Origin of the sequence: Pseudomonas sp. DSP3-2-3, assembly GCF_049898225.1 — a bacterium.
GTDB lineage: Bacteria > Pseudomonadota > Gammaproteobacteria > Pseudomonadales > Pseudomonadaceae > Aquipseudomonas.
This window is the reverse complement of record NZ_JAFCXH010000003.1, coordinates 161,122-181,940: the sequence shown is the minus strand read 5'-3', so window position 1 is coordinate 181,940 and position 20,819 is coordinate 161,122. Positions and strand designations below refer to the sequence as shown.

General features: G+C 59.0%; 19 protein-coding genes. 14 read left to right on the top strand and 5 right to left on the bottom strand.

Going from position 1 to position 20,819, the window contains the following annotated elements; translation table 11 throughout:
* Window positions 1-20: 20 nt before the first annotated feature.
* Window positions 21-539, bottom strand: coding sequence for an RNA polymerase sigma factor (locus ACP7E4_RS05415; protein ID WP_426112350.1), 519 nt, complete (start codon window positions 537-539; stop codon window positions 21-23).
* 192 nt (window positions 540-731) lie between these two features.
* Window positions 732-1,733, bottom strand: a complete 1,002-nt coding sequence (gene gap, locus ACP7E4_RS05410; protein ID WP_426112348.1) for a type I glyceraldehyde-3-phosphate dehydrogenase — start codon at window positions 1,731-1,733, stop codon at window positions 732-734.
* Window positions 1,734-1,952: 219 nt separating this feature from the next.
* Between gap and edd the strand changes: the two genes are divergently transcribed.
* The 10 genes from edd to ACP7E4_RS05360 all read left to right on the top strand — a co-directional run bounded on the left by edd (window position 1,953) and on the right by ACP7E4_RS05360 (window position 14,335).
* Window positions 1,953-3,779, top strand: coding sequence for a phosphogluconate dehydratase (gene edd / locus ACP7E4_RS05405; RefSeq protein ID WP_426112346.1), 1,827 nt, complete (start codon window positions 1,953-1,955; stop codon window positions 3,777-3,779).
* Window positions 3,776-4,756 carry a glucokinase gene (locus ACP7E4_RS05400; protein ID WP_426112344.1) on the top strand — a complete coding sequence of 327 codons (981 nt, stop codon included), beginning with the start codon at window positions 3,776-3,778 and terminating at the stop codon, window positions 4,754-4,756. The genes edd and ACP7E4_RS05400 overlap by 4 nt, the downstream gene beginning before the upstream one ends.
* A 183-nt stretch (window positions 4,757-4,939) precedes the next feature.
* Window positions 4,940-5,677: a response regulator transcription factor gene (locus ACP7E4_RS05395; RefSeq protein WP_331150603.1), complete on the top strand. Its 738-nt coding sequence runs from the start codon at window positions 4,940-4,942 to the stop codon at window positions 5,675-5,677.
* A 15-nt stretch (window positions 5,678-5,692) separates the two neighbouring features.
* Window positions 5,693-7,159 (top strand): ATP-binding protein, encoded by a 1,467-nt coding sequence (locus ACP7E4_RS05390; protein ID WP_426112341.1) that lies wholly within the window; start codon window positions 5,693-5,695, stop codon window positions 7,157-7,159.
* A 255-nt stretch (window positions 7,160-7,414) separates the two neighbouring features.
* Window positions 7,415-8,707: an ABC transporter substrate-binding protein gene (locus tag ACP7E4_RS05385; RefSeq protein ID WP_426112339.1), complete on the top strand. Its 1,293-nt coding sequence runs from the start codon at window positions 7,415-7,417 to the stop codon at window positions 8,705-8,707.
* Window positions 8,708-8,834: 127 nt separating this feature from the next.
* The gene (locus tag ACP7E4_RS05380) at window positions 8,835-9,743 is read left to right on the top strand and encodes a carbohydrate ABC transporter permease (RefSeq protein WP_426112337.1); all 909 of its coding nucleotides are present in this window, start codon (window positions 8,835-8,837) and stop codon (window positions 9,741-9,743) included.
* Window positions 9,736-10,581: a carbohydrate ABC transporter permease gene (locus ACP7E4_RS05375; protein WP_426112335.1), complete on the top strand. Its 846-nt coding sequence runs from the start codon at window positions 9,736-9,738 to the stop codon at window positions 10,579-10,581. The genes ACP7E4_RS05380 and ACP7E4_RS05375 overlap by 8 nt, the downstream gene beginning before the upstream one ends.
* Window positions 10,582-10,583: 2 nt before the next feature.
* Window positions 10,584-11,744, top strand: a complete 1,161-nt coding sequence (locus ACP7E4_RS05370) for a sn-glycerol-3-phosphate ABC transporter ATP-binding protein UgpC (protein ID WP_331150599.1) — start codon at window positions 10,584-10,586, stop codon at window positions 11,742-11,744.
* A gap of 117 nt (window positions 11,745-11,861) precedes the next feature.
* Complete coding sequence (locus ACP7E4_RS05365) at window positions 11,862-13,217, top strand: carbohydrate porin (RefSeq protein WP_426112333.1); 1,356 nt, start codon at window positions 11,862-11,864, stop codon at window positions 13,215-13,217.
* Window positions 13,218-13,480: 263 nt separating this feature from the next.
* Entirely contained in the window at window positions 13,481-14,335 is an 855-nt protein-coding gene (locus ACP7E4_RS05360) for a D-hexose-6-phosphate mutarotase (RefSeq protein WP_426112557.1), read from the top strand.
* A gap of 16 nt (window positions 14,336-14,351) precedes the next feature.
* Here the strand turns inward: ACP7E4_RS05360 and ACP7E4_RS05355 are convergent, their stop codons facing one another.
* Complete coding sequence (locus ACP7E4_RS05355) at window positions 14,352-15,218, bottom strand: MurR/RpiR family transcriptional regulator (protein WP_065835285.1); 867 nt, start codon at window positions 15,216-15,218, stop codon at window positions 14,352-14,354.
* 218 nt (window positions 15,219-15,436) lie between these two features.
* Here ACP7E4_RS05355 and zwf point away from each other — a divergent pair, with 218 nt between their 5' ends.
* The 3 genes from zwf to ACP7E4_RS05340 are packed head-to-tail and all read left to right on the top strand — an operon-like array spanning window position 15,437 to window position 18,298.
* A complete protein-coding gene (zwf, locus tag ACP7E4_RS05350) occupies window positions 15,437-16,906 on the top strand; it encodes a glucose-6-phosphate dehydrogenase (RefSeq protein ID WP_020292124.1) in 1,470 nt (489 codons plus the stop codon).
* Entirely contained in the window at window positions 16,893-17,606 is a 714-nt protein-coding gene (pgl, locus tag ACP7E4_RS05345) for a 6-phosphogluconolactonase (RefSeq protein WP_426112330.1), read from the top strand. Before zwf ends, pgl begins: the two co-directional genes overlap by 14 nt.
* A gap of 17 nt (window positions 17,607-17,623) precedes the next feature.
* Window positions 17,624-18,298 carry a bifunctional 4-hydroxy-2-oxoglutarate aldolase/2-dehydro-3-deoxy-phosphogluconate aldolase gene (locus ACP7E4_RS05340; protein WP_426112328.1) on the top strand — a complete coding sequence of 225 codons (675 nt, stop codon included), beginning with the start codon at window positions 17,624-17,626 and terminating at the stop codon, window positions 18,296-18,298.
* 117 nt (window positions 18,299-18,415) lie between these two features.
* Here ACP7E4_RS05340 and ACP7E4_RS05335 read toward each other — a convergent pair whose 3' ends face one another.
* Window positions 18,416-19,615 (bottom strand): aminotransferase class V-fold PLP-dependent enzyme, encoded by a 1,200-nt coding sequence (locus ACP7E4_RS05335; protein WP_426112326.1) that lies wholly within the window; start codon window positions 19,613-19,615, stop codon window positions 18,416-18,418.
* Between the two features lie 17 nt (window positions 19,616-19,632).
* Window positions 19,633-19,866, bottom strand: a complete 234-nt coding sequence (locus tag ACP7E4_RS05330) for a DUF3820 family protein (protein WP_020292128.1) — start codon at window positions 19,864-19,866, stop codon at window positions 19,633-19,635.
* Between the two features lie 220 nt (window positions 19,867-20,086).
* On the opposite strand from ACP7E4_RS05330, the gene ACP7E4_RS05325 reads away from it, so the two are divergent.
* Window positions 20,087-20,557 (top strand): PA2169 family four-helix-bundle protein, encoded by a 471-nt coding sequence (locus ACP7E4_RS05325; RefSeq protein WP_331151709.1) that lies wholly within the window; start codon window positions 20,087-20,089, stop codon window positions 20,555-20,557.
* Window positions 20,558-20,819 lie beyond the last annotated feature (262 nt).

The window sequence follows — 20,819 nt, the reverse complement described above, 5'->3', positions numbered from 1 at the left end:
CCAGCAGCCTGCTGCAACACCTAAACGTGGTCAAGTCTAGCCGCCACCGCAACGCAAATTGCCATGATCAGTTTCAGTTCTTTTTGCACCGTGCTGGCGGAGACACCCAACTGCTCGGCGATCTCAACGTAGCTGCAGCCATTGAGGCGGCTCATGGTGAAAATCTGCTGTTGGCGCGGGCTCAGCTTGCTCAGGCTTTCATTGAGGCCTTCGAGCATGCGCGTGGCGTGAGTGGCATCTTCCAGGGTCGTGGCCTGGGCGACGACATTTTCGATGTCCGCCTGCGGCGTGTCGTCGGCGACGGTACGGGCCAGAACCCGGCGGGAGCGCAGATGATCGAGCGCTAGATTGCGCGCGGTCTGATAGACGAAAGGTTCCAGGTGATCGATGGCGCGACTGCTCAAGGCCCGCGTCACGCGCAGGTAGGTCTCCTGCAGCAGGTCTTCAGCGGTACTGCGGTTGCTGACCATCCTTTGCAGCGTGCGCAAAAGGACCGGCCGTTGGGAAAGGAAGACTTCGTTTAAGCGCGACTGACTCACGGGAATACCCGACCGGAAAAAGCAGTGGATGATAATGCTTATCATCCACACCTTCGGTCAAGTCATGTTTGTCACTGATTCTTCGCACAATCCCTGTGGGAGCGAGCTTGCTCGCGAAAGGGCCGGTACATCCGACGCATTTTCGGAGCCTGAAACATAGCCTTCGCTAGCAAGCTAGCTCCCACAGTGGATTCACTGCGCGTTATGCAGCGCCAGGCAGTTGTCGAGCATGCGGTTGGAGAACGCCCATTCGTTGTCGTACCAGGCCAGAACCTTGAGCAGCTTGCCGCTGACCTTGGTGTGGTTGGCATCGAAAATCGACGACAGCGGATTGTGATTGAAGTCGTGGGAAACCAGCGGCAAGGTGTTGTAGCCGAGGATTTTCGAGTGCTGGCTGGCTTCTTTCATGATCGCGTTGACTTCGGCGGCCGTGGTTTCGCGGCTCAGGTGCAATGTCAGGTCGACCAGCGAAACGTTGATCACAGGTACGCGCACGGCCATGCCGGTGAGCTTGCCTGCCAGTTCCGGCAATACCAGGCCGACCGCTTCGGCGGCGCCGGTCTTGCTCGGGATCATCGACTGGGTGGCCGAGCGCGCGCGGTACGGGTCAGTGTGGTAGACGTCGATCAGGTTCTGGTCGTTGGTATAGGCGTGGATGGTGGTCATCAGGCCACTTTCGATACCCAGTTCACGGTGCAGGACTTGCGCCACCGGAGCCAGGCAGTTGGTGGTGCAGGATGCGCTGGAAATGATTTGATGCGATTGACGCAGGGTGTCGTGGTTGACGCCATAGACGATAGTGGCGTCCGCGCCTTTGGCGGGAGCCGAGATAATGACCTTGCGCGCACCGGCAGTCAGATGCGCGGCGGCCTTGGTGCGGTCAGTGAACAAACCGGTGCATTCGAACACCACGTCGATGTTCTGTGCTTTCCACGGCAGCTCGGCCGGGTTGCGAATGGCGCTGACTGCAATTCGGTCACCATTGACCGTCAAGCTTTCGCTGTCGCATTCAACGGTTCCGCCGAACGGTCCGTGAACCGTGTCGAAGCGCAGCAGGTGCGCATTCATTTCGCTGTCGCCCAAATCATTGATGGCGACGACTTGCAGGTCCTGACGATAGCCTTGGGTATAGAGTGCGCGTAGGACGTTGCGGCCGATGCGGCCAAAACCATTGATTGCAATACGGAGAGTCATACAGCCGTCCTCAGTAAATTTGTTGTTGGAATTACAAGATTATTCGCATAGAAATAGAAAACAAGCCTTTTTAATGGCAATATTTTGTTTTATCTACAACGAGAAGCCTGTAAGACCAGTACAGTTGATCGAGATCAAGCTTTTACAGACAAGGCTCGCGCCTCGATTTCTGGAACCGTCCGAGCGGGCGACCACACACGTTAGCCTGGAGTTCATCACATGCATCCCCGCGTCCTTGAGGTAACCGAACGGCTGATCGCCCGTAGTCACGACACACGGCAGCGCTATCTTCAACTGATTCGAAGCGCTGCGAGCGATGGCCCGATGCGTGGCAAGCTGCAGTGCGCCAACTTTGCCCATGGCGTCGCGGCCTGCGGTCCCGAAGACAAAAACACCCTGCGCATGATGAACGCCGCCAACGTGGCCATCGTTTCCTCCTATAACGACATGCTCTCGGCGCATCAGCCCTACGAGCATTTCCCGAATCAGATCAAACAGGCTTTACGTGACATTGGTTCGGTCGGTCAATTCGCCGGCGGTGTGCCGGCCATGTGCGACGGCGTCACTCAGGGTGAGCCGGGCATGGAGCTGGGTATCGCCAGCCGTGAAGTCATCGCCATGTCTACCGCCGTCGCGTTATCTCACAATATGTTCGACGCCGCCTTGATGCTGGGCATTTGCGACAAGATCGTGCCGGGCCTGATGATGGGTGCGCTGCGTTTCGGCCATTTGCCGATCCTGTTCATTCCCGGCGGACCGATGCTGTCGGGGATTTCCAACAAGCAGAAAGCCGACGTGCGCCAGCGTTACGCGGAAGGCAAGGCCACTCGCGAAGAACTGCTGGATTCGGAGATGAAGTCCTATCACGGTCCTGGCACCTGCACGTTTTATGGCACCGCCAACACCAACCAGTTGCTGATGGAAGTCATGGGCCTGCATTTGCCCGGCGCATCGTTCGTCAATCCGTACACGCCGCTGCGTGATGCGCTGACGGTCGAGGCTTCGCACCAGATCACGCGCATGACCAAGCAAAGTGGCAATTTCATGCCGTTGGGCGAAATCGTCGACGAGCGTTCGCTGGTCAATTCCATCGTCGCGTTGCACGCCACCGGTGGTTCCACCAACCACACCTTGCACATGCCGGCGATTGCCCAGGCGGCGGGGATTCAGTTGACCTGGCAGGACATGGCCGACCTTTCCGAAGTGGTGCCGACCCTGACTCACGTCTACCCGAACGGCAAGGCTGACATCAATCACTTCCAGGCGGCGGGCGGCATGTCATTCCTGATCCGCGAGCTGCTGGAAGCCGGTTTGCTGCACGAAGACGTCAACACCGTGGCCGGTCGCGGCCTGAGCCGTTACACCCGCGAACCCTTCCTCGAAGATGGCAAGCTGGTCTGGCGCGAAGGCCCGATTGAAAGCCTCGACGAAGATATCCTGCGTCCGGTCGCGCGGCCGTTTTCACCCGAAGGCGGCTTGCGCGTCATGGAAGGCAATCTGGGCCGTGGCGTCATGAAGGTCTCGGCTGTGGCCCTTGAGCATCAGATCGTCGAGGCGCCGGCCAAGGTCTTCCAGGATCAGCAGGACCTGGCCGATGCGTTCAAGGCTGGTGAGCTGGAATGTGATTTCGTCGCCGTGATGCGCTTCCAGGGTCCGCGCTCCAATGGCATGCCGGAACTGCACAAAATGACGCCATTCCTCGGTGTGTTGCAGGACCGCGGTTTCAAAGTCGCGCTGGTGACGGATGGACGGATGTCCGGCGCTTCGGGCAAGATCCCGGCGGCGATTCACGTCTGCCCGGAAGCCTTTGATGGTGGCCCTTTGGCACTTTTGCGTGATGGCGACATCGTGCGGGTCGATGGCGTAAAAGGGACGTTGCAAGTTCTGGTCGAACCGGCAGAATTGGCCGCCAGAGAACCCGCTGTCGGCCAGCTCGACAACAGTGTCGGCACCGGACGCGAGCTGTTCAATTTCATGCGCATGGCCTTCAGCTCGGCAGAGAAGGGCGCCAGCGCCTTTACCTCTAGTCTGGAGACGCTTAAGTGAAGTTGGCCCTGGTCGGTGATATTGGCGGTACCAATGCACGTTTTGCCATTTGGGAAGACGAAAAGCTGCATTCCATCCGGGTATTCCCGACCATCGACTACGTCAGTCCGGAGAAGGCCATCGAGGTCTATCTTCAGGATCTGGAGTTGCAGCGCGGTGATGTCGGTTTTGTCTGCCTTGCGGTGGCCGGGCCGGTGGATGGCGACGCATTCGAGTTCACCAACAGCCATTGGCGGTTGAGCAAGTCGGCGTTCTGCGCGGACCTGAAAGTCGATGAGTTACTGCTGATCAACGATTTCACGGCCATGGCCCTGGGCATGACCTGCCTGAAAGATGACGAGTACCTGACGGTCTGCCACGGCATCAGCGAGGCTGACCGGCCGCGCGTCGTAGTCGGGCCGGGCACCGGTCTGGGCGTCGGCACGCTGCTCAGCGTCGGCGTCAATCGCTGGATGGCCTTGCCCGGCGAAGGCGGTCACGTGGACCTGCCCATCGGCAACGCCCGTGAAGCCTTGTTGTGGATGCGCCTGATGGCCGATCACGAACACGTCAGCGCCGAAACCATCCTCAGTGGCGCTGGCCTGTTGTTGCTGTATCAGGTCAGTTGCGCCCTTGACGCTATCGAGCCGACGCTCAAGTCGCCGGCAGCGATTACCTCGGCTGCGGTCGCCGGTGATCCGGTGGCGGCCGCAGTGCTCGATCAGTTCTGCGTGTTCCTTGGCCGGGTGGCCGGGAACAACGTGTTGACGGTCGGCGGGCGTGGCGGTGTCTACATTGTTGGCGGTGTGGTGCCGCGCTTTATCGAGTTTTTCATGAACAGCGGCTTCAAGCGCGCGTTCGCCGAAAAGGGCGTGATGAGCGATTATTTCAATGGCGTGCCGGTCTGGCTGGTGACTGCCGAGTATCCGGGCTTGATGGGCGCGGGTGTTGCGTTGCAGCAGGCGTTTGGTGACGTGCTGGATGGAGAGGAACTGTAGGAGCCGACACCAACCAGGTGGGACCGGATTTATCCGGGAAGGCGGCATCTCTGACGACAAAGGTGCGGTGGATGTACGGGCCTCTTCCCGGATAAATCCGGTCCCACAAAGGCCCCGTCGTTTCACGGGTCTGTATTGATTTACCCAAAACAATAACGATTCATTGCGACAAGGATGATCCAGGTGAGCTCAGTCAGTAAATCGATCCTGCTGGTTGATGATGACCAGGAGATTCGTGAATTGCTGCAAACCTACCTGAGCCGCTCGGGCTTTCAGGTACGGACGGTCGGCGACGGTGCGGATTTCCGTCAGGCCTTCAACGAAGAACCCAGTGACCTGCTGATCCTCGACGTGATGCTCCCCGACGAAGATGGCTTCAGCCTGTGTCGCTGGGTGCGCCAGCACAATCGCCAGCCCCACGTGCCGATCATCATGCTGACCGCCAGCTCGGACGAAGCCGACCGGGTGATCGGTCTGGAGTTGGGCGCGGACGATTATCTCGGCAAACCTTTCAGCCCCCGCGAACTGCTCGCGCGGATCAAGGCGCTGCTGCGCCGGGCGCAATTCGGTCAGGAGCGGGTTGGCGGCGATGTGCTGGTGTTTGATGAATGGCGGCTGGACATGGTCAGTCATCGGCTGTTTCACAACGATGGCGAGGAAGTGATTCTGTCTGGCGCCGATTTCGCGTTGCTCAAGCTGTTTCTCGACAATCCCCAGCAGATTCTGGATCGCGACATGATCGGTAACGCGACCCGTGGCCGTGAGCTGATGCCCCTTGAGCGCATTGTCGACATGGCGGTCAGCCGCCTGCGGCAGCGCCTGCGCGATACCGGCAAGTCGCCGCGTCTGATCCGCACGGTGCGCGGCAGCGGTTATCTGCTGGCGGCGAACGTCATTTCCCAAGTCAGCAACGGTTACTGAAAATATGGCTATTGAATGTTGAGCGCCGCCGCACCCAAGCGTCGGTTGCCGCTGCCGCGTTCGCTGCTGGGTCGCATGTTGCTGCTGACCTTGCTGGCGGTGTTGCTGGCCCAGGCGCTGTCCAGCGTGATCTGGCTGTCGCAGCTGCGCGCGACGCAAATGGAAGGCTTGATTACCAGTGCCCGCAGCCTGGCGTATTCCATGGCGGCCAGTGTCAGTTACTTCCGCTCGCTGCCGTTGGCCTATCGGCCGCTGGTGCTTGACCAGTTGCGCAGCATGGGCGGCACGCGCTTTGTCGTGTCCCTGAATGATCGTCCGCTGGACATGCAGACTCTCGAACCGACGCCGCGCAAGCAGGCTGTGCTTGATGTGGTCGATGAAGTGTTGCGTCAGCATTTGGGGACTGATCCGGACATTTCTGTGTGGTTCGTGCGCCCGGAAGATCTGCGGATTTTCAATAGCGGCCTGAAACTCGATGAACTGCCGCGCTCCTGGGCGCATTACGCCCTGAGCCTGGAGCCGGTCAACCCGCCGGTCCTGGTCACCCAGATCGAACTGGCGCCCGGCGAATGGCTGTACATCGCGTCGCTGCTGCCTGAGCCTTACACGACGCTCGAAGAACAGGAATTGCCCTTGCAGCAAGTCTGGTTCATCGCCCTGACCAGTGCTTTCCTGTTGTTGTTCATCGGTCTGCTTGTGCATTGGCAAAGTCGCCCGCTCAAACGGCTAGCCCGCGCCGCACGTGACATGTCGCTGGGTGCGGAAGTCGAGTCGGTAGTGGAGGGCGGCGGCAGCGAGGTGGTGGAAGTCAGCCGCGCATTCAATGCCATGCGCACCCGCATCAGTCGCTACCTCACCGAACGCGGCCAGTTGTTCAGCGCCATTTCCCACGACTTGCGCACGCCCATCACGCGCCTGCGTCTGCGGGTCGAGCTGCTGGAGGATGAAACCCAGCAGCGCAAATTCAGTCGTGATCTGGACGAGCTGGAGTTGCTGGTCAAAGGCGCGCTGCAATGCGTGAAAGACACGGATATTCACGAGAACATCGAGGCGGTGGATCTGAACTACGTGCTCGACTGTCTGGTGGAGCCTTTCCTGCCGCCCAACGGCAACGGCAGCGCCACCCAGCACGGCAAGGCCGAAGCGCCGTATCCCGGCAAACCGCTGGCCCTCAAACGCTGCATCGGCAACCTGATCGACAACGCGATCAAGTACGGGCACAAGGCGCATCTAAGGGTCGAAGATAACGCCAAGGCATTTGTGCTGCATGTGGACGACGAAGGCCCCGGCGTACCCGAACAACGCCTGGAACAAGTCTTCGAACCGCATTTCCGCCTCGCGGGCAGCCAGCAGCAAGGCTACGGCCTGGGCCTGGGCATCGCCCGCAACATCGCCCACAGCCACGGCGGCGAAGTCAGCCTGCAAAACCTGCGCGGCGGCGGGTTGCGGGTGACGTTGTATTTGCCAAGGACGGTTGATTGAGCCCCGGACAGGACCTCCGGGAGGTTGAATTGTGGGAGCAAGCTTGCTTGCGAAAGCGGTATTTCAAATGCGCAGATGTGAAGGATGTACCTGCCTCTTCGCGAGCAAGCTCGCTCCCACCAAGCAAGTATCCAATGTAACCATCCTGTGACCATTGCGCATCCCTTCGTTACTGTTCTTTCAAAACCCTTGGTTAGACTCCATGCAGCGCAAGCACAGACTTGCTCATGCATAACAACAAGAAAGGTTAAATCGATGAATTCAATTTCCCGTCTCGCTACTCTCATTTCTCTCGCCTCGTTGTTCCCGCTGAGCGCGCTTGCTGCCGATTCGAAAGGCTCCGTTGAAGTGGTCCACTGGTGGACGTCCGGTGGCGAAAAAGCTGCTGTCGATGTGCTCAAGGCTCAAGTGGAAAAAGACGGCTTCACCTGGAAAGACGGCGCTGTGGCCGGTGGTGGTGGTTCCACTGCCATGACCGTGCTGAAAAGCCGCGCGGTCGCTGGCAACCCGCCTGGTGTTGCCCAGATCAAAGGTCCGGATATCCAGGAATGGGCGTCTACCGGTCTGCTGGATACCGACGTGCTGAAAGACGTCGCCAAAGCAGAAAAGTGGGACAGCCTGCTGGACAAGAAAGTCTCCGACACGGTGAAGTATGACGGCGACTATGTGGCCGTCCCGGTGAACATTCACCGCGTCAACTGGCTGTGGATCAACCCGGAAGTGTTCAAGAAAGCCGGGATCACCAAGAATCCAACCACTCTTGAAGAGTTCTACGCTGCCGGTGACAAGCTCAAGGCTGCGGGCTTCATCCCGCTGGCCCATGGCGGTCAACCCTGGCAGGACAGCACTGTTTTCGAAGCCGTCGTGCTTTCGGTAATGGGGGCGGACGGTTACAAGAAAGCCTTGGTAGACCTGGATGAAAAAGCCCTGACCGGCCCGGAAATGATCAAGTCGCTGACCGAGCTGAAGAAAGTCGCCACCTATATGGATGCCGACGGCAAAGGCCAGGACTGGAACCTGGAAGCGGCCAAAGTCATCAACGGCAAGGCCGGCATGCAGATCATGGGTGACTGGGCCAAGAGCGAATGGACCGCAGCCAAGAAAGTCGCAGGCAAGGATTACGAATGCGTAGCCTTCCCGGGCACCGAGAAAGCTTTCACCTACAACATCGACTCCCTGGCAGTGTTCAAGCAGAGCAAAGACAAGGACACCACTGCCGCTGCTCAGCAGGACATCGCCAAAGTTGTGCTGGGTGAAAACTTCCAGAAGGTCTTCAGCATCAACAAAGGCTCGATCCCGGTTCGCAACGACATGCTGAACAAGATGGAAAGCTACGGTTTCGACTCTTGCGCACAAACCGCTGCCAAGGACTTCCTGGCTGATGCGAAAACCGGCGGCCTGCAACCAAGCATGGCGCACAACATGGCGACTTCGCTGGCCGTGCAAGGGGCGTTCTTTGACGTCGTCACCAACTACATCAACGACCCGAAAGCCGATCCGGCCAAAACCGCCAAGCAGTTGTTTGCGTCGGTCAAAGCCGCGAAGTAATCGTTTCGCGCCCTTGTGATCAGGGGCGCATGTAAACCCCAGCCGCAGTTCGTGCTGATGAAACCGTCTCATCCGGTTTCACGCACGGCTGTGGCCTGGATCAAGCCGTTCCAAGTGGATGCTTCCAATGAGTTCTATTGCTGTATTCAGCAAAGCCTCGCCGTTCGATGCCTTGCAGCGCTGGCTACCCAAGTTGGTGCTGGCGCCAAGCATGTTCATCGTCCTGGTGGGCTTCTACGGCTATATCCTGTGGACGTTCGTATTGTCGTTCACCACCTCGACCTTTCTGCCTTCCTACAAGTGGGCCGGACTGGCTCAGTACGAGCGCCTGTTCGATAACGACCGTTGGTGGGTGGCCAGCAAGAACCTCGCGGTGTTCGGTGGCATGTTCATCGGCATCAGCCTGGTAGTCGGCGTAATACTGGCGGTATTCCTCGACCAGCGCATTCGTCGCGAAGGGTTTATCCGCACCATTTATCTGTACCCGATGGCGCTCTCGATGATCGTCACCGGCACCGCCTGGAAATGGCTGCTCAATCCGGGCATGGGCCTGGACAAATTGCTGCGCGACTGGGGTTGGGAAGGCTTCCGCCTGGACTGGCTGATCGATCCTGATCGCGTGGTCTATTGCCTGGTGATCGCTGCAGTCTGGCAGGCATCGGGCTTCATCATGGCGATGTTTCTGGCCGGCCTTCGCGGTGTCGATCAGTCGATCATCCGTGCTGCGCAAATCGATGGGGCGAGCCTGCCGACCATTTACCTGAAAGTGGTTCTGCCAAGCCTGCGCCCGGTTTTTTTCAGCGCGGTGATGATCCTTGCGCATATCGCCATCAAGAGCTTCGACCTGGTTGCAGCGATGACGGCGGGCGGCCCCGGCTACTCCTCGGACCTGCCAGCGATGTTCATGTATTCGTTCACCTTCAGTCGCGGCCAGATGGGCATGGGCTCGGCCAGTGCAATCCTGATGCTCGGGGCGATTCTCGCCATCGTCGTGCCTTATCTGTATTCCGAGCTGAGGAACAAGCGTCATGAGTAATCAGATCGGAACACCTGCCGTCAGCCTCAGCCGGATCGCGATTCACGCGGTCCTGATCATCGCGTGCCTGCTGTATCTGGTGCCGCTGGTGGTGATGTTGCTGACCAGCTTCAAGACTCCGGAAGATATCAGCGCGGGCAACCTGCTGAGCTGGCCGACCGTGGTGAGCACCATCGGTTGGGTCAAGGCCTGGGCGACCGTCGACGGTTATTTCTGGAACTCGATCAAGATCACCGTGCCCGCGGTGCTGATCTCCACCGCCATCGGCGCGCTCAACGGTTACGTGCTGTCGTTCTGGCGTTTCCGTGGTTCGCAGTTGTTCTTCGGCCTGTTGCTGTTCGGCTGCTTCCTGCCGTTCCAGACCGTCCTGCTGCCGGCGTCTTTCACCCTCGGCAAGATGGGTCTGGCGAGCACCACGACGGGACTGGTGTTTGTCCACGTGGTCTACGGCCTGGCGTTCACCACGCTGTTCTTCCGTAACTACTACGTGAGCATTCCGGATGCGCTGGTCAAGGCCGCGCGCCTGGATGGCGCCGGGTTCTTCACCATCTTCATGAAGATCATTCTGCCGATGTCGACGCCAATCATCATGGTCTGCCTGATCTGGCAGTCCACACAGATCTGGAACGACTTCCTGTTCGGCGTGGTGTTCTCCAGCGGCGACTCGCAACCGATCACCGTGGCCCTGAACAACCTGGTCAACACCAGCACCGGAGCCAAGGAATATAACGTTGATATGGCGGCGGCGATGATTGCCGGCCTGCCGACACTGCTGGTCTACATCGTGGCAGGCAAGTATTTCGTGCGCGGTCTCACGGCCGGCGCGGTCAAGGGGTAATCATGGCAACGCTCGAATTACGCAATGTAAACAAGACTTACGGCGTTGGCCTTCCGGACACGCTGAAGAACATCGAACTGCAGATCAAGGACGGTGAATTCCTGATTCTGGTCGGGCCTTCCGGTTGTGGTAAATCCACGCTGATGAACTGCATCGCGGGTCTGGAAACCATCAGCAACGGCTCGATCCTGATCGACGATGCCGACGTCAGCGGCATGAGTCCCAAGGATCGTGACATCGCCATGGTCTTTCAGTCCTATGCGCTGTACCCGACCATGACCGTGCGCCAGAACATCGAGTTCGGCCTGAAGATCCGCAAGATGAGCGCCGCCGCCATCGACGAGGAAGTGACCCGGGTCGCCAAGCTGTTGCAGATCGAACACCTGCTCAATCGCAAGCCCGGCCAGTTGTCCGGCGGCCAGCAGCAGCGTGTGGCCATGGGTCGCGCACTGGCGCGGCGGCCGAAGATTTACCTGTTCGATGAACCGCTGTCCAACCTCGACGCCAAGCTGCGGGTCGAGATGCGTACTGAAATGAAGCTGATGCATCAGCGCCTGAAAACCACCACGGTGTACGTTACCCACGACCAGATCGAAGCCATGACTCTGGGCGATAAAGTGGCGGTGATGAAAGACGGGATCATCCAGCAGTTCGGCACGCCAAAAGAGATCTACAACAACCCGGCCAACCTGTTCGTGGCCAGCTTCATCGGCTCGCCGCCGATGAACTTCATTCCCCTGCGCCTGCAACGCAAGGATGGTCGCCTGTTTGCCCTGCTCGACAGCGGCCAGGCCCGTTGCGAACTCCCCATGGGAATGTCGGATGCCGGGCTTGAGGATCGCGAAGTCATCCTTGGCATGCGTCCCGAGCAGATCGTGCTGGCGCCCGGCGAGCCCAACGGCCTGCCGACCATTCGCGCTGAAGTCCAGGTTACCGAGCCTACCGGGCCGGACACGCTGGTGTTTGTCAACCTGAACCAGAGCAAGGTTTGCTGCCGTCTGGCACCGGACGTCGCGCCGCAGGTTGGGGAAAGCCTGACCCTGCAATTCGATCCGGCCAAAGTCATGCTCTTCGACGCAGCCACCGGGGAGCGTCTTGGCGTGCTGGGCCAGCCACAGCCTGCCGGCCGCGCGGGCAATGTCACTCAGATCAACCGCAACTGAACCGAGCACAGCCGGTCGGGGTAACCGCTGTCGTAACAGGTCGCCCGGCCGGCAAACACGAAGCAACCGCTGTCGATGCCGTTAGAAGCTAATAACAATAAAACGAGGATTTAAGGGATGAAGAAGCTACGCAACAAATCGCTTAACCAGTTCCAGCTTATCGGTGGTCTGTCTGTTTTGAGTGCTTTGGCGTTTACGGGAACCGCCAGTGCTGTCGAGCCGTTCCACGCCAGTGAACACATGACCGGCGATTGGGGTGGATTGCGTCAGGAACTGTATGACAAAGGCTACGACTTCTCGCTGGAATACGTCGGTGAGATGGGTGCCAACGTGCATGGCGGCTACAACGACGACAAGACGGCGCGTTACAGCGATCAGTTCGCCCTCGGCGTGCAGATGGATCTGGAGAAGGTCCTTGGCTGGAAGAATGCGGAGTTCAAACTGGCCATCACTGAACGAAGCGGTAACAACATTTCCAATGACCGACTTGGCGATCCTCGTGTCGGCACGCTCAGTTCCTCGCAAGAAGTCTGGGGTCGCGGCCAGACCTGGCGTCTGACGCAAATGTGGGTCAAGCAGACCTATTTCGACGGCAAACTCGACATCAAGGCCGGTCGGATGGGCGAGGGCGAGGATTTCGGCAGCTTCCCTTGCGACTTCCAGAACTTGACCTTCTGCGGCACTCAGGCCGCCAACTACGTGAACACCTGGTACAACTGGCCAGTCAGCCAGTGGGCCTTGCGCGTGAAGTACAACATCACGCCTGAAGTCTTCGCCCAGATCGGCGTCTACGAACAAAACCCTTCGTACCTGGAAACCGGCAACGGCTTCAAACTGAGCGGCAGTGGCTCCAAAGGCACCCTGGTGCCAGTTGAAGTGGTGTGGTCGCCGACCATCAACTCGCTGCCGGGCGAATACCGCCTGGGTTACTACTTCAGCAGCCCGAGCGCCGACGATGTCTACGAGGATACCAACGGCCAGCCACAAGGCCTCACCGGCGGCCAGTTCAAGTCCCGCAACGAGAAGACTGGCTGGTGGGTCGTGGCGCAGCAAAAGATCATGACCTTCGGTGGCGATCAGTCCCGAGGCCTGAGCCTGTTTGCCAACGCGACCGTGCATGACAAAGACACTAACTTCGTCGACAACTTCCTGCAGGTCGGCATGGTCTTCAAAGGCCCGTTCGCCGCGCGTCCGAAGGATGACATCGGCATCGGCATTTCGCGCATTCACGTCAACGAAGACGTTCGTGATCGCGCGAAGCAGATCAACGCCGTCAATGGTATCGACGACTACGACAACCCAGGTTATCTGCCGATCCAGAAAAGCGAATACAACTCCGAGATTTACTACGGCGTGCACGTCACCGACTGGCTGACTATTCGTCCCAACCTGCAATACATCAAGTCTCCGGGCGGTGTGGATCAGGTTGATAACGCGCTGGTGGCCGGTATCAAGCTGCAGACCAAGTTTTAACAACGATCAAGGGTCGTGTGGTGCTTTACGGGCGGCCTGGCCGCCCGTTTTTTTGTCTGCGCACGTCCCTGTGGGAGAGGACTTGTCCTCGATGGCTGTAATTTCAGCACTGCATGTGTGTCAGGCGGATCAGGTTCGTTCGGGCTCGCTATCGAGGACAAGTCCTCTCCCACAAAGGCCCCTCTCGCATACTGCCAGGCATTCCGACCGTAGAATCTCGAACAACAATCAGCAGGACAGCAATGACCATCAAGGAAGCAGGGATGCTTGAGCATCCATTGCAGCGATTTTTCAAATCCAGGCGCTCCAGGCCGACGTTCGAGTGGGAGCGTTATCAGCTGCGTGACGTGCTGATCATCGATCACCCGCAATGTGAAGCGGTGTTCAGTCGTCAGGGCGGCCAGTTGCTGCATTTTCAGCCTCGGGGCCAGAAGCCCTGGTTGTGGTGTGCATCGCATTGGCCACAGGTCGGTGCGATTCGCGGCGGCGTTCCGGTTTGCTGGCCCTGGTATGGCCGTCATCCGAGTGAAGGCGTGTGGCCGGCGCACGGTTGGGCGAGACTGCTGGACTGGAAGCTGATCGACAGCCGCGAAAGCGAGGCGGGCGTGAGCCTGCATTGGCGTCTGCAACTGTGGGACTGGCAAGCCGATCTGCACGCCGAACTGGGACAGGGCATGGAACTGCGTTTGACCACCCGGCACCAGGACAGCGAGCCGTGTCAGTTCAGTCATGCGCTGCACGCCTATTGGCGGATCAGCGATGTGCAGGAAGTGGCGCTGGAAGGCCTGGATGGCGCGCAAGGCTGGGATCAGCTCAGTCGACAGGCCTGTCAGCAAGAAGGCGACTTGCGCGTGGCAGGCGGCTGTCAGCGGGTATTCGACCATACCGGCCCGTTGCAGTTACAGGATCAAGCCTGGCAACGGCGCCTGGGTATCGACACTGGCGACAGCGCCAACACCGTGGTCTGGCATCCCGGCAACCGGCCTTTGATGGGTGTGGCGGGCAGCGAAGCCGGTGGATTCGTTTGCGTCGAGGCCGCGTCAGGCGGCAGCGAAAGCCTGAGCCTGGCGCCAGGTGAACGCGCCGAGTTGAGCTTGCAGGCTTATCTGGTGCATTGACTGGGGCAATCCTGCCTCACCCCTGATCCTCAACCGGATAGCGGCTGTCATTCAGGCTTTCCTTGATCTTGCGCAGGTGCGGCTGGAAGTCGACACCGCGACGCAGGGTCATGCCGGTGGCGAGCACGTCGAGCACGGTCAGCTGGATGATCCGCGAGGTCATCGGCATATAGATGTCGGTGTCTTCCGGCAGCGGAATGTTCAGGCTCACGGTGCTGGCCTTGGCCAGGGGTGAACCCGCCGCCGTCAGGCCCAATACCGAAGCGCCGTTGGCCCGGGCGATGCGTGCCACTTCGACCAGTTCGCGGGTGCGGCCGGTGTAGGAAATGATCACGAACAATTCCCCGGTGTGCGCCACCGAGGCAATCATGCGCTGCATCAGCACGTCAGCGTGGGCGGTCACGGCCAGGTTGAAACGGAAGAACTTGTGCTGCGCGTCCAGCGCGACCGGCGCCGAAGCACCGAGGCCAAAGAAATGGATCTGCCGGGCCTGAATCAGCATGTCCACGGCCTTGCTGATCAGCGCCGGGTCCAGTTGCTGGCAGGCGCTGTCCAGCGACGCGATGGCGCTGCCGAAGATCTTCTGCGTGTAGGCCTCGGTATCGTCATCCGCCTCGACCGCGCGACTCACGTACGCGGCACCGCTGGCCAGGCTCTGCGCCAGCTGCAACTTGAGTTCCGGATAGCCGCTGACGCTGAATGAGCGGCAGAAGCGGTTGACCGTCGGCTCGCTGACTTTGGCGGCCTGGGCCAGCGCAGCGATGCTGAAACGGGTCGCTTGCTGCGGATTGAGCAGAATCGCCTCGGCGACCTTGCGCTCAGCCTTGTTCAGCTCTTCGAGTCGGCTCTGGATCATCTCCAGAAGGTTTCGTGTGCGGTCCATTCAAAGTCCTTGTCGCGGCTGTTTTGCTCAGGTTTTTACTTGAGCTATCACGAGGCCCTTTAGCCTGTAGCAAAGGTGGCCTATCGTACTGAGGGCCTGTGTTGATCACCACTGGAATATGGTTTTAGACGGAATGTTGTGGTTATTACTACATTTGGCCTTGAGTAACGCCTTTAAAAAAGGTATTTGTAGCCTAACTTGATAAAAGAACCAACATTATGCTCTCGATTACGGTTGAACCGTGCACTTTTGCCTTGTTTGGCGCCTTGGGCGACCTGGCAGTGCGCAAGCTGTTCCCGGCCCTTTATCAACTCGACCGCGCTGGATTGCTGCATGCCGACACGCGAATCCTCGCGTTGGCACGCGAACCGGGCGACGAACAGCAGCATTTGGCATACATCGATAAATCCCTGCGCCGCTTTGTTCCGGAGGCTGAACTTGAGCCTGAGAACGTGGAGCGTTTTCAGGCACGCCTGAGTTACCTGCACGTGGATTTCCTCAAGGCCGAGGATTACGTGGCGCTGGCTGAGCGGGTGGGCGATGCGCAAGTCCTGATCGCGTACTTCGCCACGCCCGCGTCGGTGTACGGTGCGATTTGCGAAAACCTCGCCTCGGTCAACCTGACCGAACGCACCCGCGCGGTGCTGGAGAAACCTATCGGTCATGACCTGGCGTCTTCGCGTCGGGTCAACGATGCCGTGGCGCAGTTCCTGCCGGAAACTCGCGTCTACCGCATCGACCATTACCTGGGCAAGGACACCGTCCAGAACCTGATCGCCCTGCGTTTCGCCAACAGCCTGTTCGAAACCCAGTGGAACCAGAATCATATTTCTCACGTGGAAATCACCGTCGCGGAGAAGGTCGGTATCGAAGGCCGTTGGGGCTATTTCGATCAGGCCGGGCAACTGCGCGACATGATCCAGAACCACCTGCTGCAGCTGCTGTGCCTGATTGCCATGGACCCGCCCAGCGACTTGTCCGCCGACAGTATCCGTGACGAGAAGGTCAAGGTGCTCAAGGCGCTGGCACCGTTCACGCCGGAACGTCTGGCGACCCAGGTGGTGCGCGGCCAGTACATCGCCGGTTACAGCGAAGGCAAGCCGGTGCCCGGTTATCTGGAGGAAGAAAACTCCAATACCCAGAGCGACACGGAAACCTTCGTTGCCCTGCGTGCCGACATTCGCAACTGGCGCTGGTCCGGCGTGCCGTTCTACCTGCGGACCGGCAAGCGCATGCCGGCCAAGCTGTCGCAAATCGTTATCCACTTCAAAGAGCCGCCGCACTACATCTTCGCCCCCGAGCAGCGCATGCAGATCAGCAACCGCCTGATCATTCGCCTGCAACCGGACGAAGGCATTTCCTTGCAAGTGATGACCAAGGATCAAGGCCTGGATAAAGGCATGCAGTTGCGCAGCGGCCCACTGCAACTGAATTTTTCTGACACCTACCGCAGCGCGCGCGTCCCTGATGCGTATGAGCGGTTGTTGCTGGAAGTGATGCGCGGCAATCAGAACCTGTTTGTTCGCAAAGATGAAATTGAGTACGCATGGCAATGGTGCGATCAGCTGATCGCCGGCTGGAAAAAGGCGGGCGATGCGCCCAAGCCTTACGCCGCCGGATCGTGGGGCCCGATGAGCTCCATTGCATTGATTACTCGTGACGGGAGATCGTGGTATGGCGATATGTGACCTTGAACTGCCAGCGGGCCTTGTCGCTCGCGAGTTCGATAATCCTGTGCTGCTGGCCAGTGAGCTGGCAGCTAACGTGGCTGCGCAACTGAAGATGGCGATCAGCAGCAACGGCGTCGCGACCCTGGTGGTTTCCGGTGGTCGCAGCCCGGTGGCGTTTTTCCAGAGCCTGGCCGAGCAGCCGCTGGACTGGTCCAAAGTGGTCGTGAGCCTGGCTGACGAACGCTGGGTGCCGGTTGAGCATGCCGACAGCAACGCTGGCCTGTTGCAGCGCTATCTGCTGCAAGGCCCGGCGGCCAGGGCGAAGTTCCTCGGTTTGTACAGTGTTGCGCAGAGCCTCGAAGAAGCGGCTGACGCTGCCGATCAGGCCCTGGCCGAGTTGCCGCCCATCGACGTGCTGATTCTGGGTATGGGCGATGACGGGCACACCGCGTCGTTGTTTCCCAACAGCCCGAACCTGAATGAAGCCTTGCGCCTGGATGGCGAACATCGCTGCCTGCCGATGCTGGCGCCGACCGTGCCGCATCAGCGCCTGACCATGACCCGCCGGCTGCTGGCTTCGGCGCGTTTGCCGATCCTGTCGGTTTCCGGCCAGGCCAAACTCGACACCCTGCGCGCGGCCCTGGCCGGTGATGACCTCGCCGAAATGCCGGTTCGCGCCTTCCTTAACTCTTCCCTTGAGATTTACTGGTGCCCATAAGCAAAGGATCCGCCGCCATGAAAACAGTCGAAAACAATCAGCCGCTAAACAGCATGGCGAACAAGATTTCCCAGATCGATGAACTCTGCGCCAAGGCAAAGATTTTGCCGGTGATCACCATTTTGCGTGATCAGGATGTCCTGCCATTGGCGGACGCGTTGGCAGCCGGCGGCATGACGGCGCTGGAAGTGACCCTGCGTTCGGCCTTTGGCCTGAGCGCCATTCGTATCCTGCGCGAACAGCGTCCCGAGCTGTGTGTCGGTGCCGGGACCATCCTGGACCGCAACATGCTGGCCGATGCCGAAGCGGCCGGTTCGCAATTCATCGTCACGCCGGGCAGCACGCATGACCTGTTGCAGGCAGCCCTCGACAGCCCGCTGCCATTGTTGCCCGGCATCAGTAGCGCGTCGGAAATCATGATTGGCTACGCCATGGGTTATCGCCGTTTCAAATTGTTCCCGGCGGAAATCAGCGGCGGTGTCGCAGCCATCAAAGCTCTGGGCGGCCCGTTCACTGAAGTGCGCTTCTGCCCAACCGGCGGCGTCAACGCGGACAACCTCAAGAGCTACATGGCGCAACCCAACGTCATGTGCGTTGGCGGTACGTGGATGATCGACAACGCGTGGGTCAAGAATGGCGACTGGGCCCGCATCCAGGAAGCGACTGCTCAGGCGATTGCGTTGTTTGACTGATTGGTAATGGGTCTTGTGGGAGCGAGCTTGCTCGCGAAGGGGCCGGTACATCCAAAGCATTTCCAGTGCTCATAAGACCGCCTTCGCTAGCAAGCTAGCTCCCACAAGGTTCGAGTTTCACGCCAGCCTGCGTAGCGCTTCAGTCAACAGCTGCATATGCGCAGCAGGGGTGCTGAACCCTGGCGTGATGCGGATGCAGGGCCCGCAGGCTGATCCTTCCCGCGCCACGCTGAACAGGTTGTGTTCATCGAGCAAACGTTGCGCCATGCGCTCCTGATCGGCATGCCGGGTAAAGCGCAAGGCCGTGATCCCGCAATACAGCCGTGGGTCGTCCGGCGTCAGTACTTCCAGGCCTTCCAGCTCCCGAGCCGGCTTGACCCACAGGTCGCGCAGGTAGCTCAGTCGTGCGCCTTTGGCAACCGAACCTCCCATCGCCCGGTGCTCTTCGAACACCTTGGGCAAGGTCATCCATGCCGGAATATTCGGTGTGCCGTAAGGCACCAGTGCAAGGATGTCGTCCTTGGCATAGCGGGTATCGCCCATGTCCGCATCAATCGACCCCAACCGCTCCTTTGTGACATAGATAAAGCCCAGGCTCAACGGCGCGCCCATCCATTTCTGCAAGTTGTAACCGGCAAACGCGACGCCTAGCTCATCCAGCCTGAAATCCAGCTGCCCCAGCGCATGGGCACCGTCGAGAATCACATCGATGTTGCGGCTTTTGGCCCGCGCGGCAATCGCCTGTACCGGCATCACCAGACCGGTGCGATGGGTCACGTGGGTCAGTGCCATGAGCTTGAGGCGCGGGTTGCGCTCGAAGGCGGTCTGATAGCTGTTCAGCAGGGTTTCGTAGCTGGCCGGATGCACATGATTGATTTCGATCACCTCGACGCCGCGGCTTTTGGCCAGCCAACGCATGGCCGTTTGCACGCTGAGATAGTCGAGATCGCTGATCAGCACCTGATCGCCCGGCTGCAACTGGTTGTAGTTGCGAATCAACGATTGCAGGGATTCGGAGGCGCAGCGGGTGATGGCGATTTCCTCAGGCCTGACCTGCACCAGATCCGCCAGCTGCGCGTGAATGACCCGGCTGTCGATTTCGTCGAACTGTCTACGTACGAACACCGAGTTGCTGCGGTTCACGTAATCAATGTTGCGTCGATATTCTTCCAGCACCTCGCGGGTCATGCGCCCGAAATAGCCGTATTCCAGATTGATCGGGCCTGGCTCGACGTCATAGCGCCCGGCGATATCGGCCCAGAAAGCTTCATCGCGCGCCTGTTGCAGTACCGCAGGGTTTACCGGTGCATAGTCCATTGCCGTCTCGCTTGTGGTCAGCCTTCTTTGAATTGACGCGGTCGCGTACGCAGGGGGTCGAGCAGCTCGGACAGGCCGTTATGGTCGATTTCCTGCATCAGCGCCAACAGCCCGCCCAGCTCGCTTTTCGGGAAGCCTTCGCGGGCAAACCAGTTCAGGTATTGCCCCGGCAGATCAGCGATCAGCCGACCCTTGTATTTGCCGAAAGGCATCTCGCGAGTCACGAGCAGTTTGAGTTTTTCCGGGTTCATGGCTGAGCCCCCTTGTCATTGCGCTTAAGGCATCACGATACGTGCATTCTGCATGCAGGCCAAAGGACAGTTCATGCAGAAATCACGATGCGTCTGTATGATTGTTTTCCTAACTAATTGAAAAACATACAAATTTTCTATAGATGAAAGCTGGCACGACAGCTGCAATTATCCAGGCAACAGAAACTTTCGTATCAACCTGCCATTAAGGAAATTACCAATGACTGATATCAATAAAGAATCGATCTCTATCCTGAATGACCTGATCGAAACCAGCAAAGACGGCGAGAAAGGTTTTCAAACCAGCGCCGAAGACATCAAGAACCCTTCGGTGAAGGCGTTTTTCCTGAGCCGTTCCGCTGAAATCGCTACTGCCGTTCGTGAGCTGCAAACTGAAGTACGTGCATTGGGCGGCGATCCAGAAACTTCTTCCAGCGTCAGCGGCACTCTGCACCGCGCATGGGTTGACCTGAAGTCGACTCTGACTGGCAAAGACGACGTAGCTATCCTCAATGAAGTTGAGCGTGGCGAAGACGTAGCGCTGAAGGCTTACAAAGAAGCGCTGCAGAAAGCAACCGAGAAGAACCTGCCAGCAAATGTTACTGCGCTAATCAGCAAGCAGCTGAGTGGCGTGCAAGCCAACCACGATAAAGTAAAAGCTCTGCGTGACAGCGCCCGCGCTGCCAGCTGAGATTGACCCAGCGCCTGCCAACTGACGAGTTGGTGGGCTGGTTCAATATATAAAACGCCAGCCAGTCTGGCGTTTTTTATTGTCTGGGATTTCTTGGGTTGAAGAGGGTGGATGGCGTGGGATTCGTTGGAGCGAGCTTGCCCGCGAACATAGAATCTCCAACGGATCTACGCAACGTTCGCGATAGGACATAAAGCCGATGCATTTGCGTCTACTGGAATGCCGTCTTCCCGGATAAATCCGGTCCCACAAAACCAGCGCG

Bases quoted from the DNA above. Each gene is read 5' to 3' on its own strand.
- gap (WP_426112348.1), bottom strand. From the start codon at position 1,733: ATGACTCTCCGTATTGCAATCAATGGTTTTGGCCGCATCGGCCGCAAC.
- edd (WP_426112346.1), top strand. From the start codon at position 1,953: ATGCATCCCCGCGTCCTTGAGGTAACCGAACGGCTGATCGCCCGTAGT.
- ACP7E4_RS05390 (WP_426112341.1), top strand. From the start codon at position 5,693: ATGTTGAGCGCCGCCGCACCCAAGCGTCGGTTGCCGCTGCCGCGTTCG.
- ACP7E4_RS05385 (WP_426112339.1), top strand. From the start codon at position 7,415: ATGAATTCAATTTCCCGTCTCGCTACTCTCATTTCTCTCGCCTCGTTG.
- ACP7E4_RS05380 (WP_426112337.1), top strand. From the start codon at position 8,835: ATGAGTTCTATTGCTGTATTCAGCAAAGCCTCGCCGTTCGATGCCTTG.
- ACP7E4_RS05375 (WP_426112335.1), top strand. From the start codon at position 9,736: ATGAGTAATCAGATCGGAACACCTGCCGTCAGCCTCAGCCGGATCGCG.
- ACP7E4_RS05370 (WP_331150599.1), top strand. From the start codon at position 10,584: ATGGCAACGCTCGAATTACGCAATGTAAACAAGACTTACGGCGTTGGC.
- ACP7E4_RS05365 (WP_426112333.1), top strand. From the start codon at position 11,862: ATGAAGAAGCTACGCAACAAATCGCTTAACCAGTTCCAGCTTATCGGT.
- ACP7E4_RS05360 (WP_426112557.1), top strand. From the start codon at position 13,481: ATGCTTGAGCATCCATTGCAGCGATTTTTCAAATCCAGGCGCTCCAGG.
- ACP7E4_RS05355 (WP_065835285.1), bottom strand. From the start codon at position 15,218: ATGGACCGCACACGAAACCTTCTGGAGATGATCCAGAGCCGACTCGAA.
- zwf (WP_020292124.1), top strand. From the start codon at position 15,437: ATGCTCTCGATTACGGTTGAACCGTGCACTTTTGCCTTGTTTGGCGCC.
- pgl (WP_426112330.1), top strand. From the start codon at position 16,893: ATGGCGATATGTGACCTTGAACTGCCAGCGGGCCTTGTCGCTCGCGAG.
- ACP7E4_RS05340 (WP_426112328.1), top strand. From the start codon at position 17,624: ATGAAAACAGTCGAAAACAATCAGCCGCTAAACAGCATGGCGAACAAG.
- ACP7E4_RS05335 (WP_426112326.1), bottom strand. From the start codon at position 19,615: ATGGACTATGCACCGGTAAACCCTGCGGTACTGCAACAGGCGCGCGAT.
- ACP7E4_RS05330 (WP_020292128.1), bottom strand. From the start codon at position 19,866: ATGAACCCGGAAAAACTCAAACTGCTCGTGACTCGCGAGATGCCTTTC.
- ACP7E4_RS05325 (WP_331151709.1), top strand. From the start codon at position 20,087: ATGACTGATATCAATAAAGAATCGATCTCTATCCTGAATGACCTGATC.